This window comes from Bradyrhizobium manausense (genome assembly GCF_001440035.1).
In the GTDB taxonomy this organism is placed as follows: Bacteria; Pseudomonadota; Alphaproteobacteria; order Rhizobiales; family Xanthobacteraceae; genus Bradyrhizobium; species Bradyrhizobium manausense.
In genome coordinates this window covers 1-14,809 of the sequence record NZ_LJYG01000066.1, presented here as the reverse complement: position 1 = coordinate 14,809, position 14,809 = coordinate 1, and the positions used below count along the sequence as shown (strand labels likewise).

Annotated in this window: 13 protein-coding genes and 1 pseudogene; 9 read left to right on the top strand and 5 right to left on the bottom strand. The window is 64.1% G+C overall.

The genetic code is table 11. From position 1 onward, the window contains the following. Positions 1 to 591 (bottom strand): ABC transporter substrate-binding protein (locus AOQ71_RS47940; RefSeq protein ID WP_245316917.1); only part of this gene is annotated, 591 nt, incomplete at its 3' end. A 234-nt stretch (positions 592 to 825) separates the two neighbouring features. Between AOQ71_RS47940 and AOQ71_RS16890 the strand changes: the two genes are divergently transcribed. The 5 genes from AOQ71_RS16890 (at position 826) to recQ (ending at position 7,103) form a co-directional block, all read left to right on the top strand. Next, on the top strand, positions 826 to 1,782 hold the full coding sequence (locus tag AOQ71_RS16890; RefSeq protein WP_057748169.1) for a MurR/RpiR family transcriptional regulator: 957 nt from the start codon (positions 826 to 828) through the stop codon (positions 1,780 to 1,782). A gap of 191 nt (positions 1,783 to 1,973) precedes the next feature. Then, positions 1,974 to 3,275: an O-acetylhomoserine aminocarboxypropyltransferase/cysteine synthase family protein gene (locus AOQ71_RS16885; RefSeq protein WP_057748166.1), complete on the top strand. Its 1,302-nt coding sequence runs from the start codon at positions 1,974 to 1,976 to the stop codon at positions 3,273 to 3,275. 12 nt (positions 3,276 to 3,287) lie between these two features. Then, on the top strand, positions 3,288 to 4,316 hold the full coding sequence (gene metA, locus AOQ71_RS16880) for a homoserine O-succinyltransferase MetA (RefSeq protein ID WP_057748164.1): 1,029 nt from the start codon (positions 3,288 to 3,290) through the stop codon (positions 4,314 to 4,316). 80 nt (positions 4,317 to 4,396) lie between these two features. Further along, a complete protein-coding gene (locus AOQ71_RS16875) occupies positions 4,397 to 5,140 on the top strand; it encodes a polysaccharide deacetylase family protein (protein ID WP_057748161.1) in 744 nt (247 codons plus the stop codon). A 97-nt stretch (positions 5,141 to 5,237) separates the two neighbouring features. Then, complete coding sequence (recQ, locus tag AOQ71_RS16870) at positions 5,238 to 7,103, top strand: DNA helicase RecQ (RefSeq protein WP_057748158.1); 1,866 nt, start codon at positions 5,238 to 5,240, stop codon at positions 7,101 to 7,103. 194 nt (positions 7,104 to 7,297) lie between these two features. Here the strand turns inward: recQ and AOQ71_RS16865 are convergent, their stop codons facing one another. Continuing rightward, positions 7,298 to 8,314 (bottom strand): 1-aminocyclopropane-1-carboxylate deaminase, encoded by a 1,017-nt coding sequence (locus AOQ71_RS16865; protein ID WP_057748155.1) that lies wholly within the window; start codon positions 8,312 to 8,314, stop codon positions 7,298 to 7,300. A gap of 159 nt (positions 8,315 to 8,473) precedes the next feature. On the opposite strand from AOQ71_RS16865, the gene AOQ71_RS16860 reads away from it, so the two are divergent. Further along, the gene (locus AOQ71_RS16860) at positions 8,474 to 8,938 is read left to right on the top strand and encodes an Lrp/AsnC family transcriptional regulator (protein WP_057748152.1); all 465 of its coding nucleotides are present in this window, start codon (positions 8,474 to 8,476) and stop codon (positions 8,936 to 8,938) included. Between the two features lie 161 nt (positions 8,939 to 9,099). Continuing rightward, entirely contained in the window at positions 9,100 to 9,666 is a 567-nt protein-coding gene (locus tag AOQ71_RS16855) for a carboxymuconolactone decarboxylase family protein (protein WP_057748148.1), read from the top strand. 16 nt (positions 9,667 to 9,682) lie between these two features. Here the strand turns inward: AOQ71_RS16855 and AOQ71_RS16850 are convergent, their stop codons facing one another. Then, positions 9,683 to 11,263, bottom strand: a complete 1,581-nt coding sequence (locus tag AOQ71_RS16850) for a sensor domain-containing diguanylate cyclase (protein WP_057748144.1) — start codon at positions 11,261 to 11,263, stop codon at positions 9,683 to 9,685. A 296-nt stretch (positions 11,264 to 11,559) separates the two neighbouring features. Further along, a pseudogene (locus AOQ71_RS47935) lies at positions 11,560 to 12,290 on the bottom strand (hypothetical protein); the annotation flags it as partial. A 210-nt stretch (positions 12,291 to 12,500) separates the two neighbouring features. On the opposite strand from AOQ71_RS47935, the gene AOQ71_RS16840 reads away from it, so the two are divergent. Beyond that, positions 12,501 to 12,746 carry a hypothetical protein gene (locus AOQ71_RS16840; RefSeq protein ID WP_057748140.1) on the top strand — a complete coding sequence of 82 codons (246 nt, stop codon included), beginning with the start codon at positions 12,501 to 12,503 and terminating at the stop codon, positions 12,744 to 12,746. A gap of 9 nt (positions 12,747 to 12,755) precedes the next feature. On the opposite strand, the gene AOQ71_RS16835 is transcribed toward AOQ71_RS16840, so the two are convergent. Beyond that, the gene (locus tag AOQ71_RS16835) at positions 12,756 to 13,691 is read right to left on the bottom strand and encodes an alpha/beta hydrolase (RefSeq protein WP_057748135.1); all 936 of its coding nucleotides are present in this window, start codon (positions 13,689 to 13,691) and stop codon (positions 12,756 to 12,758) included. Between the two features lie 148 nt (positions 13,692 to 13,839). Between AOQ71_RS16835 and AOQ71_RS16830 the strand changes: the two genes are divergently transcribed. Next, a complete protein-coding gene (locus AOQ71_RS16830; RefSeq protein ID WP_057748132.1) occupies positions 13,840 to 14,727 on the top strand; it encodes a branched-chain amino acid aminotransferase in 888 nt (295 codons plus the stop codon). Positions 14,728 to 14,809: the final 82 nt, after the last annotated feature.

Below are 14,809 nucleotides of genomic sequence, written 5' to 3'. Positions count from 1 at the left end.
CCGCCACTCCACGAACTTGTAAGGACCGGTGCCGATATAGTCCTTCTGCTCGATCGGCTTGTTGCCTGCGTTGGCGGCGATCTCTTCCGGATAGATCGCAAGGCCACCATTGACGTCCGCAATGAGAGTCTTCCAGGCGCCGTTGGGCGCCGATAGCTTCAGCGTGACCTCATACTTTCCCGTCGCCTCGACTGACACGGCTGCGGCCATCAGGAGCTTGCCGCGCGCGCCGACACTGCCCCACCGCGTCATCGAAGCGACCACATCCTTGGCAGTCATTTCCTTGCCGTTGTGGAAAGGGACGCCCTCGCGGAGCTTGATGACGATGGACTTGCCGCCGTCTTCCTCGCGATCACTCTCGGCCAGCAGCGGGCGTGGCGTATAGGTCGAGTCCAGCGCATATAATGTTTCGAAGATGTGACGGCCGATGACGGAGGCGACGTCGGCTGTCGTCAGCATGACATCGAGTGGCGGCGGTTCGCCGATGGTGGCTTCGCGAAGCAGGGTGGCCGCGCTGGCCTGCGCATTCAGAAACAATGCGGTGGCGATCCCAACCGCGCCGCGCATCAATACACTGAGGTCGCATCTCATGATCGCCCCTCCCAGCCTGTTTCCGCCGCCTGCCTCGACGTGCGGGGGTGCGCCCGATTTGATCGGGCGGCCCGTTATCGTTTGTTTGAAAGTTACAGGCAGATTATGCTAAGTTTCAAGCGAAAAATTGCCAGGAATTGCTCACCCGCCACTAGCTGAACCGGTCGACACTGAAGGTTTCTTACGGCGATCTCCGGACCAAGGCGGAAGGTTCCGACCTGAGGAAGGGCGCGCATGCCGCGTGCGAAGCGAATTCAAACGGCGAAAACCGCTGGGACAGCTGCCTCGACGCCATCGCGCCGCGACGCTTTCGTGGCCGGCGACATCGTCTCCGTCATCAGACAAAGTGCTCCTGATCTCAGTCCCTCGGAGCAGCGCGTTGCCATGGCGCTGCTGGCTGACGTTGAGTTTGCCATTCACGCGAGCAATGCGGAGCTGGCGCGCAGCGCGGGCGTCAGTGAACCGACAGTGACCAGGTTCAGCCGCTCCGTTGGCTGTCGTGGCGTCCGTGACCTCAAGGTGAGGCTGGCCCAAGCGATGGCGGTCGGGCGGATTTACCTTGAACTGCCTCCGCATGTCGGCACGGATCTGGCGCGTCCTGCGCTCTGGCGCTCGGTGTTCCAGGAAATTCGCCGCGCCATTGCTGCCGCCGAAGAGGGGCTGCAGAGAGAGGACGTCGAGAGGGCTGCCGAAGCCATCTCCCGCTGTTCGAAACTTGCCGCGTTCGGCGTGGGTGGTGGCTCGACCCTTGCGGCGATGGAGGTTCAAAATCGCTTCTTTCGTCTTGGGATCGCCGTCTCGCACAGCTCCGACCCGAGATTGATGCGCATGATCGCCGCAACCTTTGGCCGGGACGATGTCGTGGTCGCGATCTCGACCACCGGAATGGCGAAGGAGGTGATCGAAGCAGCCGGTATCGCCAAGCAATACGGTGCTCTTGTTGTCGCGATCACCAAGCCGCACAGCAGGTTGGCCTCGATCGCCGATATCGCACTTGGCGTGCACGTGCCCGAAGCGCCCGATGCGCTCAAGCCGACTGCGTCGCGCTATGCCCTTCTTGCGGTCATCGATCTGCTCGCCGCATCGACGGCCTATTGCAAGCCGCTCGAAGCGCAGACCCGGATGCGCCGGATCAAATACGAGCTGCTGAAGGGCGCCGACGGGAATTCAAATGGGCCGCTCGGTGACTGAACCGCCGCAGTCGTTAATCCATATTGACTCGAATTTTAGCCAATTCACCAACAACCATTAGGGTTACTTCCTCGATCTCTAAGCGAATTATTGTCCGCTTTACCACCCGCCTCTAACAGAGGGACGGCGGACAACGCACATGCCTCATCCAGGCCAATAAGTGCGGCCCGCTCCCCTGCGGAGGTGGTACGATGCGCAACGAGACGATCGCAATTCACGCCGGCTACGAGCCCGAAGCCACCACGCATGCGGTCGCCGTGCCGATCTACCAGACCGCCGCCTACGCCTTCGACAGCGCCGATCACGGCGCCGCGCTGTTCAATCTCGAGGCCGAAGGTTTTCGTTACAGCCGCATCGCCAATCCGACCAGCGCCGTGCTGGAGAAGCGCATCGCCCAGCTCGAAGGCGGCGTCGGCGCGCTTGCGGTCGCGACCGGCCAGGCTGCGCTGCATTTTGCTTTCGTCAACGTTGCCGATCATGGCGGCAACATCGTCTCCGTGCCGCAGCTCTATGGCACCACCCACACGCTGCTGTCGCACATCCTGCCGCGGCAGGGCATCACCGGCCGCTTCGCCGAGAGTGATGCGCCCGAGGCGATCGCCAGGCTGATCGACGAGAACACCCGCGCCGTGTTTGCCGAGACCATCGGCAATCCCGCCGGCAATGTCTGCGACATCGAGGCCCTCGCAAAAATCGCGCATGCCCATGGCGTGCCGCTGATCGTCGACAACACCGTCGCAACGCCGATCCTGCTCAAGCCGTTCGACTACGGCGCCGACATCGCCGTGCATTCGCTGACCAAGTTCCTGGGCGGCCACGGCACCACGCTCGGTGGCGCCATCGTCGATTCCGGAAATTTCCCCTGGGCCGAGCATGCCGACCGCTTCCCGGCCTACAACAGGCCGGATGCCTCCTATCACGGTCTCGTCTATGCCGAGCGCTTCGGCAGGACCGCCTATATCGAGCGCGCGCGCAGCGTCTATCAGCGCACCATGGGTTCGGTGCTGTCGCCGTTCAACGCCTTCTTGTTGCTCCAGGGCATCGAGACCGTTGCGCTGCGCATGGAGCGCCATTGCGAGAACGCCCGCAAGGTCGCCGAATTCCTGCGCAACGATCCACGCGTCGCCTGGGTCAACTATACCGGCTTCCCGGATAGCCCCTATTATCCGTTGGTCCAGAAATATCTCGACGGCAACGCCTCCTCGCTGTTCACCTTCGGCATCAAGGGCGGCATGGAAGCCGGCAAGGCTTTCTACGACGCGCTGAAGCTGATCACGCGTCTCGTCAATATCGGCGACGCCAAGTCGCTGGCCTGCCATCCAGCCTCGACCACGCACCGCCAGATGTCGGCGGAGCAACAGCGCGCTGCCGGCGTTCTGCCGGAGACCATCCGTCTCTCGATCGGCATCGAGCACGCCTCTGATATCATCGAGGACATCGATCAGGCGCTGGAAAAGGCCTGTCCGGCCGCGCGTCTCCAGGCCGCGGAGTAAGCAATCGGGCCGATGAGCATCTTGATCGCCAGGGATCAAGGGATCGCAAGCCCGGCGCTGGTTCCGGCCGAGGGCGACCTCGCGCGCGATCATGCGGGTGCTGCACTCACCATCGGGCTGATCAACAACATGCCGGATGCAGCGCTGAAGGCGACCGAGCGGCAGTTCATGAAGCTGCTGCAGGCCGCCGCGGGGCCGCGCCGCATCCGCTTCCACTGCTTCTCGCTGCCGTCCGTGAAGCGTTCGCCGGAAGCGAAATGGCATGTCGACAGCGAATATTGCGATCTGGTGGATCTCAAGCACCAGAAATTCGATGGCCTGATCGTGACAGGCGCCGAACCTATCGCGCCGGACCTCGACCAGGAACCGTACTGGCGCGATCTCACCGAACTGATCGACTGGGCCAGGGTCAATACGCGCTCGACGATCTGGTCGTGCCTCGCCGCCCATGCCGCGGTGCTGCATCTTGATCGCATTGAACGGCAGCGGCTGCCGTCGAAATGCCATGGCATCTTCGACTGCGAGGCCGTGACCGGCGACCCGCTGACCCGCGATGCGCCGGCGCCGCTCAAGGTCTCGCATTCGCGTCTGAACGAGGTGACCGAGAGGGATCTCGCACAGGCCGGCTATCAGGTGCTGACCCGGTCGGCCCAAGCTGGCGTCGACGTTTTCGTCAGGCAATATGCCAGCCGCTTCGTGTTCTTCCAGGGCCATCCCGAGTATGACGCGCTGTCGCTGCAGCGCGAATATCTGCGCGACATCGGTCGTTATCTTGCGCGCGAGCGGGAGGTCTATCCCGCCCTCCCGGTGAGCTATTTCGACGCGGCGACCGAAGAGAAACTCGCGCGCTTCGAGAAGCGCGCGAAGCATCAGCGTCATCCGGCGCTGACCAACGACTTGCCTGCGCTGACCTTGCGGACAGATATCGCGGCCGGTAGCGCCGCGGCGGCGTTATTTCGCAATTGGTTGCGATATCTCGGTGCGGAGGCGGATGCTCCACTGCCCGCGCCTTTAACCTCGGAGCCTCCGGTTCCGCGTTAGGATTACCCAAGCGTTAAACTTGCGTCACACCCCGCGCAAATGTTTCAGTGCAGAAATACAGAGTCACAGGGAATGCACTCGTGCTGTCGAGCCTCAACGGACGCTTGAGCAATCGGCTGGCCCGGCATTTCCGCGCCACGCCGCACCGCTTGCCGACACATGCACCGATGGTGAGCTTCACCTTCGATGACGCGCCCGATAGCGCCGCAGGCGAGGGCGCTGCGCTGCTGGAAGCGCATGGCGGCCGCGGCACGTTCTATATCGCGGGCAGCCTGATCGACCAGCCCGACGATCATTGGCGTGGCCTGTCGAACGATGCGATCGTGCGTCTGCACCAGGCTGGTCACGAGATTGGCTGTCATACCTTCTCGCATCTGCGCGCGGTGGATCTTGATGAGAGCGCGATGGCGCGCGAGATCGAGCTGAACCGTAGCCATTTCCGCGGCATCGACTCCTCGATCCGGCTTGAGAATTTCGCCTATCCCTATGGCCTCGCTTCGGTCTGGCGCAAGCCGCAGCTCGCCAGGATCTTCCGCTCGGCGCGGGGCATCCTTCCCGGCGTCAACAGCGACGTGATCGATCTCCAGTTCCTGCGCGCTTCGCCCCTGGTCAATTGCGAGATCGATACGGATGGGGTGGACCGTTACTTCGACGACGCCGTTGCGAGCGGTGGCTGGTTGATCTTCTACGGCCACGACGTCGCCGATGCGCCGAGCCCCTATGGCTGCACACCGGCCCTGCTGCACCACGCGCTGGAGGCGGCCGAGAAGCGCAGCATGCCGATCGTGACGGTCGCCGAGGCCTTGCGCAGGATCGGGGCGTAGAAGGGAAACACGGCGCCTTGCCGCCCAAATCGCCTTGCAACGTCCCCGCCGTCATGCGACTTGCGTCGTGACGAATCTCTCAAACCCCGACGCGCCCATGTCCGCCCGTTCCACCGCTCCGCTGCCAGCCTCGGCCGATGGCCGCGATGCGCTGTCGGTGCTGCATTCGGTGTTCGGCCTGCCGGGCTTTCGCGGCGCGCAGGGCGAGATCATCCGTCATGTGACCGACGGCGGCAATTGCCTGGTGCTGATGCCGACCGGCGGCGGCAAGTCGTTGTGCTATCAATTGCCGTCGCTGTTGCGCGAAGGTTGCGGCATCGTGGTCTCGCCGCTGATCGCGCTGATGCGCGACCAGGTCGCGGGCCTGATCGAGGCCGGCGTCAATGCCGCTGCGCTGAACTCGTCGCTGTCGTTCCAGGAGGCCTCCGAGATCGAGCGCCGTCTGATCGCCGGCGATCTCGACCTGCTCTATGTCGCGCCGGAACGACTGGTCACGCCGCGCTGCCTGTCGATGCTGGCGCAGGCCAAGGTGGCGCTGTTTGCGATCGACGAAGCGCATTGCGTCTCGCAATGGGGCCACGATTTCCGGCCTGAATATGTCGGCCTCTCCGTCATCGCCGAGCGCTTTCCCGATGTGCCGCGCATCGCACTGACAGCGACTGCGGATGAACTGACGCGGAAAGAGATCGTCCAGCGCCTCCAGCTGACCGACAGCCCGCAATTCGTCTCCAGCTTCGACCGGCCCAACATCCGCTACGAGATCGTCGACAAGCGCAACGCGGTGTCGCAGCTCAAGGAATTCATCCGGGAACGCCATGCCGGCGACGCCGGCGTGGTCTATTGCTTGTCGCGCAACCGTGTCGAAGAGGTCGCAGCTGCGCTGGATGACGCAGGCATTGCGGCGCTGCCTTATCACGCCGGGCTCGACAGCCAAGTGCGCTCGCGCAACCAGGACCGCTTCCTCAACGAGGACGGCATCGTCATCGTCGCGACCATCGCCTTCGGCATGGGCATCGACAAGCCCGATGTGCGCTTCGTCGCCCATCTCGATCTGCCCAAGAGCATCGAGGCCTACTACCAGGAGACCGGTCGTGCCGGTCGTGACGGCAAGCCGTCAGCGGCCTGGATGGCCTACGGGCTGTCCGACATCGTGCAGCAGCGCCGCATGATCGACGAGTCCAGTGGCTCGGACGAGTTCAAGCGCGTGTCGATCGGCAAGCTGGACGCGCTGGTCGGTCTCGCCGAGACCGCGCAGTGCCGGCGCAAACGGCTGCTCGCCTATTTCGGCGAGACGGTGATGGCCGAGAATTGCGGCAATTGCGACAATTGCCTGACGCCGCCCAAGCTGCGCGATGGCAAGGTGCTGGCGCAAAAGCTGCTGTCCTGCGTCTATCGCACCGGGCAACGATTCGGCGCGATGCATCTGATCGACGTGCTGATCGGGCGTCCGACCGACAAGGTGACGCAGTTCGGCCACGACAAGTTGTCGGTGTTCGGCATCGGGCGCGAGCTGAACGAGAGGCAGTGGCGCACCGTGCTGCGGCAGCTGGTGGCAATGGGCCATTTGCGGGCTGAAAGCGAGGCGTTCGGCGCGCTGAAACTGACCGACTCGGCGCGCGGCGTGCTGCGTGGGGAGACCGAGGTGTGGCTGCGGGAGGAGGCGCCTGGCACGCGCGTCCGCGCCAGCCGCGCAAAGTCCCGCCGCGGCGACCTTGCGGCGGCTGCCGGCGCGCCACAAGGCGATGTCGATCCCGAATTGCGCGCGCGGCTACGGTCCTGGCGCTCGGATGTGGCGCGCGAGCGCGGCGTGCCCGCCTATGTCGTGCTGCACGATGCCACCATTGACGGCATCGTGCGGGCCTGGCCGACCACGCTCGACGAGCTGCGCAATGTCCCCGGCATCGGCGACAAGAAGCTCGAGCATTACGGCGAGGAGCTGTTGCAGATCGTCAGGACGCGGTAGGCGGCCCCGATCTCCCCACATCGTCATCCCGGACAAGCGCGCCCAAAGCGCGCGCGCGGATCCGGGATTCATAACCACGGACTGAGGCACGTGGCATGCTGGTTGCCCCAGCGCGCTTCAATAATTGACGGCTGGGGTAATGGGTCCTGGCTTTCGCCAGGACGACGTTAGTGAGGATGCGCGAGTAGAGCCTCTCACCCGTTCCGGAACGCGTATCCGTAGCCGTTCAACGCAGGTGCGCCGCCGAGATGGGCGTAGAGCACCTTCGCGCCCTTCTCGAAATAGCCCTTCTTGGTCAGGTCGATCAGGCCCTGCATCGATTTACCTTCATAGACAGGGTCGGTGATCATCGCTTCCAACCGCGCGGTGAGGCGGATCGCTTCCTTGGTCTCCTCCGACGGCACGCCATAGGCGGGATAGGCGTAGTCCTCGATCAGAACGACGTCGTCTGCAACAATGTCCTTGCCGAGCTCGACGAGTTTTGCGGTGTTCTGCGCGATCGAGAGTACCTGCGCCTTGGTTTGCGCCGGGGTGAACGATCCATCGATGCCGATCACCTTTCGCGCGCGGCCGTCGGCGGCGAAGCCGACCAGCATGCCGGCATGGGTCGAACCGGTGACGGTGCAGACGATGATGTAGTCGAACTTGAAGCCGAGCTCTTTCTCCTGCTTGCGCACCTCTTCGGCGAAGCCGACATAGCCGAGCCCGCCGAATTTGTGCACGGAGGCGCCGGCCGGAATGGCGTAGGGCTTGCCGCCGGCGGCCTTCACGTCCTCGACCGCCTGCTCCCAGCTCTTGCGGATGCCGATGTCGAAGCCGTCGTCGACCAGACGCACGTCCGCGCCCATGATGCGCGAGAGCATGATGTTGCCGACGCGGTCATAGACGGCGTCCTCGTGGGGGACCCAGGCTTCCTGCACCAGCCGGCACTTCATGCCGATCTTGGCCGCGACGGCCGCGATCATGCGGGTGTGGTTCGACTGCACGCCGCCGATCGAGACCAGCGTGTCGGCATTGGAGGCGATCGCATCGGGAATGATGTATTCGAGCTTGCGCAGCTTGTTGCCGCCATAGGCAAGGCCCGAATTGCAGTCCTCGCGCTTGGCGTAGATCTCGACATTGCCGCCGAGATGTTTCGACAGCCGCTCGAGCTTCTCGATGGGGGTCGGGCCGAAGGTGAGCGGATAGCGCGCGAATTTGTCCAGATTCATGGGATCATCCCTGATGGCGTTATGGCTGGGATGTGACTAGCAATTCGCCGGAAAAAGGTGCTTTCGAATATTGCGCCGATATTGCGCGTAATCTTGCTAATGATTCGGTGGAAGCTAAGATTTCTTTCGAGAATACCCCCTAATCCGGAAATTCCTTCCATGTCCGCACGACTCGATCGTATCGACCTCAAGATGTTGAGATTGCTGCAGAATAACGGCCGGCTCAGCAACGCCGAGCTGGCCGAAACTGTCGCGATCAGCCCCGCCACCTGCCATCGCCGCACCCAGCGCCTGTTCGAGGACGGCTTCATCGCCACGGTTCGCGCCATGGTGGCGCCGAAGAAGGTGGCCAAGGGCACGCTGGTGATGGTCGGCGTGGTGCTCGACCGCTCGACCCCGGAGAGCTTTGCGACGTTCGAGCAGGCGATTGCCAAGTTGAAATTCGTGCTCGACTGCCACCTCGTCGCCGGCGATTTCGACTACTTCCTCAAGATCCGCGTCGGCGACATGGAGGATTTCAACCGTATCCATGGCGAGCAGCTGATCGCGCTGCCGGGCGTCCGCCAGACCCGCACCTTCTTCGTGATGAAAGAAGTCGTCGACAACGCGCCGCTGGAGTTCTGAGCGGTGTCGAACGATCACGGACGACTCCTGCTCTGAGCCGGGCGCGGAGCACCGAGCCGCTCCACACCACTTGCAAAATCGCACGGTCGTCACGGCAACTTCACTTGCCATGTGAGCGCACGCGAGCGACGGTCGCCGCTTCTCAACGAGGAGAATCCGCCGTGCGCCTTCCCATTCTCGATCCGAAAGAGCTGAGCGACGAGCAGAAGCCGCTCTATGCCGACATGCAAGCGGGCATCAAGGACCACTTCAAGGGCTTCGTGAACATGCGCGACGACGGCGCGCTGCTCGGTCCCTGGAATCCCTGGATCCGCGAGCCGCGCTTCGGCAAGCCGGTGTGGGAGCTGGTCAAGGCGATCGCGTCGAACCCGCTGCTGCCCGCGCCGGTGCGTGAGGTCGCGATCCTTGTCACCGGCTCGCATTTCCGCTCCGGCTACGAGCTCTACGCCCATGTGCTGGTCGCCGAGCAGCGCGGCCTCTCCGACGAGAAGCTCGCGACCATCGTCTCCGGGCAGCGGCCGGTCGATCTTACCAAGCAGGAAGCCGTCGCCTACGACATGGCGTCCGCGCTGGTCAGCGGTGGCGTTCTGCCCGAGCTGACCTATCGGGCCGCCGTGAAGGAGTTCGGCGAGCACGGCGCCGCCGAACTGTCCTATCTGGTCGGGATCTATTGCATGGTCTCGGTGACGCTGAATACGTTCGACGTGCCAGTGCCCGAGCCCGAATAGAAGCAGCTCGCGACGATCACTCCGCCGCCCTGTTTGCAGACGGCGGAGGATTCCAGGCGATGCAGCGATTGCGGCCCTCATTCTTGGCCTGGTAGAGCGCCTGATCGGCCGCGCCCATCAGCGCGTCGATGCCGGACATGCTGACGCTGGCCTCGGCAATGCCGATGCTGACGGTGACACCGAACTGCGCCTGATGCGCGTTCAGACGGATCGCCATCGCGCGCTTGCGGATTCGTTCGGCGACGAGCTTGGCGCGCGACAGGCTGGTCTCGGGCAGCAGCACCGCGAACTCCTCGCCGCCGATGCGGCCGACGAGATCGGACTTGCGCTTGCCCTCGTTGCATGCGGCTGCGACAGCCTTGATCGCTTCGTCGCCGACCGCGTGACCGTAGCGGTCGTTGACCGACTTGAAATGATCGATGTCGAGCATCAGGACCGAGACCGAGCGGTAGTAGCGCTGGAAGCGACTCCATTCCGCATCGAGCGCCCCCAGGAAATGCCGACGGTTGTACAGGCCCGTGAGCGGATCGGTGGTCGCCAGCCGCTCCAGCATGGCGGCTTTGTTGGTGAGATCGGTGATGTCGACATAGGTCAGCATCCGGCCGCCGTTTGCCATCGTGGTGCAATGGGCCCTGACCCGCCGCCCGTCAGGCGTCTGAAGGTCGCGCACGTGATCGCCGGCCCTAACCTCGGCAACGCGCTTGCCGGGGAATTTTGCCAGCTCGCCCGCCGGCAGGTCGGGCGCGCTGGCGCGCTGGGCGCGGCTCACCAGCGACGCATACGCCGGGCGGGCGGCGGCTTCCTGTTCGCTCACCTCCCAGAACCGGCGCATCCGCAGATTCATGAAGCTCGCGTTCAAGTCGGAATCGAGCAGGAGAACGCCGTCCTGAACATTCTCCAGCGCATCCCGCAACAGCTTCAGCTCGTCCGAGGCGCGCACAATGTCGGTGACCGGCGTATAGGTCAGCATGCGTCCGCCGTCCGGCAATGGCGTGCATTGGACGCGCACGACATCGCCATTGGTTCGGCGCACGTCGACAGGCGTCGGATCACCAGCCTCGATCACGCGGACACGCTCCATCACGTGGGCTTCGAGGGCAGGATCCGGCACCTCGTAGGCCCCGATGTCGCGCCCGTGATGAAGCAGCGTGAGAATGGGGGGATTGCTGTCGGCAACCTCGTCAGGCAGATGCCACATCTGGCGGAACGATCGGTTGATGAGGCGCGCCCTGAGAGTGGCATCGAGCAGCACGATTCCGGTCGGCACGTGATCGAGGGCCGCACGCAGGGCCAGCATCTGGGGGCGCATCAGCGCATCGAGCGAGCGATCCCGTTCCTCGCCCATCGCCTGCTCGCTGCATGGTTGTTCGAAGGCAACCCCGACCTGGCGGTCGGATCGCCAAACCACACGGCAGGCGAGAGTCTCGCGCCCGGCGAGCCTGAGCTGGAATCGCTCGGGCACACCAAGGCCGCTCTCCATTTCGAGCGTAGCAGCTTCCTCGGAAAGCCGGCGCACGACGCAGTCGATCGACGACTGGCCGAAATTGAAGAAGATTTTCCCGGCAAGGAACGTCCGTTCCGTGACCAAGCGGGACATTGCAGTCTCCAGGGCGAAAACACGAAGCGAAAGGCCGAATGAGTGTCGCGCAAGGTTACTTCCGGCAACGTAACGCGCTCGATGTTTTTGGATGAAGCTTAACGGCCGGTTGACGCGGATTTTACAAGAAATCACCACGTCTCGCGGTCAGTTGCGCACGGCATAAAGCGGCGTGCGCAGCGTCAGCTGATAGGACGGCTTCGGCATCCACGCGATCTGCGCGGTGATGCCGAACAGACGGTTGTCGTTGTCGTCCATGCGGTCGAGGTCGAGCCGCAGGATCGGCTGGGTGAAGNAAGGGCTCCGCCAGGGTCCGGCGCGCAAGCTGCGCGCCGCCAAATGACTGCACGCCGAGGCGTCCGGTGAATTTCCAGTTGCTCGGCCATTGGTAATAGCCGCCGGCATAAAGGATCGTGTTCGGCTTAATCCGGGCGAGCTGGCTGCCGATGTCGGTGTGGGTGTATTGCACGCCGGCGAGCCAGCCCCGCGTCTCGTCCTCGTCCAGTGCGTAGTCGAATTCCAGCACGTGGTTGAACGAATTCGTCATGCCCTGTTCGTTCGGCACCGACTGCGTCAGGGTGGATTGCAGTGTGATGGTCGGGATCTTGCCGCCGTTCTGCTGATGGAGATCGGCCTGCACGCCGATATTCCAGCTGGTGATGTCGAAGGACGACCAGCCGCCACCGATATCCGCCGACGAGCCTGATACACCGCCATAGAGCGACACGCGATCGCTGACATCCACGGTCAGCGGCAGGTCGACGGCGATCGATCTTGCCGCCGGCAAGCCGCTCGGCAAGGTCACCCCGCGCTGCGTCGCCAGCGCCTCGAATGCGGCCGAGAGTGAGCTGTTGCCGAAGCCGAGCCCGAACGTCCCCGCCGGGATCGTCGCATAAGTGGTACGGAGATCGAGATAGATATTCGGGACGGCAGGCTTTGCCGGCGTGTCCTCCTCATCAGCGGCGCAGGCGGCGCCTGCCGAGGACGTCAGACAAAGCAGTCCCACCGCGATCGTGCGCCAGGCCAGACGATCAATTGGGTTGCGATGAGACACGTGACAATCCGGCGCGTGGCACTCTGGTGACGGAATTGCTCGCTAGATGGAACGTGATCGTTCATGGGGTCAAGGTCTATCCGTGGGCCATGGACGATGCGGATGTACGCGGTTACCCTGCCGTGATCGCACCGACACACTCGCCCGCCAGACCGCCGACAGGGCAATTGAAGGACGCCAGCCATGAATCCGTCACGCCGCATCCTGCTCACTGGCCTGGCCGGGCTTGCCATGGCTCCGACGGCGGTGGCCGCTGCGCCGGTGCCGGCGGCTGGCAACGCGACCGTTGCCGAGGAGCGCTTCGCGCGCATGATTGCCGCAGCCCATGCGTCCGACGTCACCTGCGTCGAGCAGGCCGAGCGCTATGCGGATGCGCACTGGCCGGAGTATGTCGCTGCGGCGCGGGCCGTGCTCGACGCACGCGCGTGATTGGCGCGCTTATTTCACCACCGCACGCCGCACCTGCTCGCCGATCTGCGACAGCACCAGCTGCGCCTGCGGTAGAATCGCGCCCATGGCGTGGAAATTGTGGACCATGCCGTCATGACAGACGTGCTCGACCGCGACGCCGGCGGCGAGCAGCTTGCGCGCATAGGCATTGCCCTCGTCGCGCATCGGGTCGAATTCAGCGGTGTGGATGATTGCAGTCGGCAGGCCCGCGAGCCGCGTCGCGCGCAGCGGCGAGATACGGGGATCGGCGGCATCCAGGCCCTCGGGCAGATAGTCGGACAGGTCAGCCTCGATGGTGGCGCGGTCGATCAGGTGTCCCTCCGCGAAGGCCTCGCGCGAAGGTGATACCTCCTCGAAATCCAGCACCGGGCAGATCAGGCATTGTGCGGCGATGGAGAGGCCGACGCTCTGCGCCGCCTCCTGGCAGACGATCGCTGCGAGCGTGGCACCAGCAGAATCGCCGCCGACAACCAGCCGTTCGGCATCGATGCCGAGTGTTTCAGCCTCGCGCGCAACCCATTCAGTCGCCGCGACCGCGTCGTCGACGGCAGCGGGATATTTGTGCTCAGGCGCGAGACGGTAGTCGACCGACACGAGACGGCAGCCGGTCGCATGCGCCAGCGCCGCCGCGATCCGGTCATGCGTCGCGATGCTGCCGGCGACGAGCCCGCCGCCATGAAAGAAAACGAAGCCCGGCGCGCGGGAGCCGGCAGACGCCGGCGAATAGAGTCGATAGGGCAGCTCTCCGCCGGGGCCGGGCAGCACGCCGTCGGAGGCGGTCACATCAGGCGCCTCGGCGCGCGCAAATTGCATCAGCTTGGCCAGCGATTGCCGCCGCGCTTCGACGCTCGGCCGGCTCCGCGCCTGCGGCGCAGCTGCGGCCATCATGGTCAGCAGGCGCTTGGCGAGTGGATCGAGCGGCATGGGAAACTCCGTGACATCCAGGTATCATAGCCGGTTGGTGGCGATGTTGTCTCAACCTCCGTCCGGGGCAAGAGTTGATGCTTCGCCGCAGCAAATCGTTTAGAAATTGGGACAATAGTGCCCGGATATTTTTCGAGGGAGGCCTGTCATGGCCGAGATCAAGAAGCCGATCGACTATTCGCCGAGCTGGACCTTCTTCGAAGGCAAATGGCACGACGGCAATGTGCCGATCATGGGGCCGCGTACCCATGGCGCCTGGCTCGGCTCGGTGGTGTTCGACGGGGCGCGCGCGTTCGAGGGCGTTGCGCCCGATCTCGACCGTCACATCGCCCGCGCCAATCAATCCGCGATCAATTTCGGCCTCAGGCCGGTGGTCGATGCCGACACCTGGCTGGCGCTCGCCAATGACGGCATCGCGCGGTTCGCGCCGAATGCCGAACTGTATATCCGTCCGATGTATTGGGCGCAGAATGGCGTCGGGGGCGGCGTGCTGTTCGACCCCGAGACCACCAATTGGTGCCTGTGCATCTACGAGGCGCCGATGCCGAAACCGACAGGCAGCGCGATCACGCTGTCGCCGTTTCGCAGGCCCACCGCCGAATGCGCGCCGGTCGATGCGAAAGCGGCCTGCCTCTATCCGAACAATTCGCGTGCCCTTGCCGAAGCCGCCTCGCGCGGCTTCCAGAACGCGCTGATGCTCGACCTGCTCGGCAACGTTGCCGAGTTCGGCAATTCCAACGTGTTCATGGCCAAGGACGGTGTCGTCTTCACGCCGGCGCCGAACGGCACCTTCCTCAACGGAATCACGCGCCAGCGCGTGATCAGCCTGCTCCGTGCCGACGGCGCCACCGTGGTCGAGACGACGCTACGCTATCAGGACTTTCTCGCCGCCGACGAGATTTTCTCGACCGGCAATTTTGCCAAGGTCGCACCCGTGATTCGCATCGACGAGCGGGAGCTGCAGCCGGGTCCGTTCTACACCAAGGCGCGCAAGCTGTATTGGGACTTTGCCCATGCGGTGAAGCTGGCGGCATAGGCGCTGCCGCACACTCCGTCATTGCGAGCGCAGCGAAGCAACCCAGAGCCCCCTCTGCGGAGACAGTCTGGATTGCTTCGCT

What these genes read in the sequence shown, in the direction of transcription:
- AOQ71_RS16890 (WP_057748169.1), top strand. Translation starts at nt 826, where the DNA reads ATGCCGCGTGCGAAGCGAATTCAAACGGCGAAAACCGCTGGGACAGCT.
- AOQ71_RS16885 (WP_057748166.1), top strand. Translation starts at nt 1,974, where the DNA reads ATGCGCAACGAGACGATCGCAATTCACGCCGGCTACGAGCCCGAAGCC.
- metA (WP_057748164.1), top strand. Translation starts at nt 3,288, where the DNA reads ATGAGCATCTTGATCGCCAGGGATCAAGGGATCGCAAGCCCGGCGCTG.
- recQ (WP_057748158.1), top strand. Translation starts at nt 5,238, where the DNA reads ATGTCCGCCCGTTCCACCGCTCCGCTGCCAGCCTCGGCCGATGGCCGC.
- AOQ71_RS16865 (WP_057748155.1), bottom strand. Translation starts at nt 8,314, where the DNA reads ATGAATCTGGACAAATTCGCGCGCTATCCGCTCACCTTCGGCCCGACC.
- AOQ71_RS16860 (WP_057748152.1), top strand. Translation starts at nt 8,474, where the DNA reads ATGTCCGCACGACTCGATCGTATCGACCTCAAGATGTTGAGATTGCTG.
- AOQ71_RS16850 (WP_057748144.1), bottom strand. Translation starts at nt 11,263, where the DNA reads ATGTCCCGCTTGGTCACGGAACGGACGTTCCTTGCCGGGAAAATCTTC.
- AOQ71_RS16840 (WP_057748140.1), top strand. Translation starts at nt 12,501, where the DNA reads ATGAATCCGTCACGCCGCATCCTGCTCACTGGCCTGGCCGGGCTTGCC.
- AOQ71_RS16835 (WP_057748135.1), bottom strand. Translation starts at nt 13,691, where the DNA reads ATGCCGCTCGATCCACTCGCCAAGCGCCTGCTGACCATGATGGCCGCA.
- AOQ71_RS16830 (WP_057748132.1), top strand. Translation starts at nt 13,840, where the DNA reads ATGGCCGAGATCAAGAAGCCGATCGACTATTCGCCGAGCTGGACCTTC.